Here is a 488-nt window from a genome sequence, read left to right on the forward strand (position 1 = left end):
AACCAAGCGACAGCAGAAGGAGACGATCCAAATGGGGATCCAGTTAGTGATGATTCAGATGATCCAACAGATTCGACGGATGTAGATCCAGATGGAGATAATGATCCAGATGATCCAACAGTTACAAGTTTAGGTCAGGATCCAAGCATATCGTTATTAAAGACGGCAGTGTTTAATGATGAAGATGGAGATGGTTTTGGAGATGTAGGTGAGACGATCACGTATAGTTTCACAGTGAGTAATACGGGTAATGTACCAGTAACGAATATATCAATTACCGATCCATTAGTAACGGTCACAGGTGGTCCGATAGATTTAGCCGTAGGAGCAAGTGATAGTACAAGTTTCACAGCGATTTATACATTAGATCAAGATGATATAGATGCAGGCTTCGTAATGAACCAAGCGACAGCAGAAGGAGACGATCCAAATGGGGATCCAGTTAGTGATGATTCAGATGATCCAACAGATTCGACGGATGTAGATCC

1 protein-coding gene is annotated in these 488 nt (G+C 42.2%); it reads left to right on the top strand.

The window, feature by feature from the left end:
- On the top strand, positions 1-488 hold a 488-nt coding region (locus K8Z87_RS13865; protein ID WP_456119786.1), incomplete at both ends, for a DUF7507 domain-containing protein.

Source organism: Winogradskyella immobilis (assembly GCF_021887715.1).
In the GTDB taxonomy this organism is placed as follows: Bacteria; Bacteroidota; Bacteroidia; order Flavobacteriales; family Flavobacteriaceae; genus Winogradskyella; species Winogradskyella immobilis.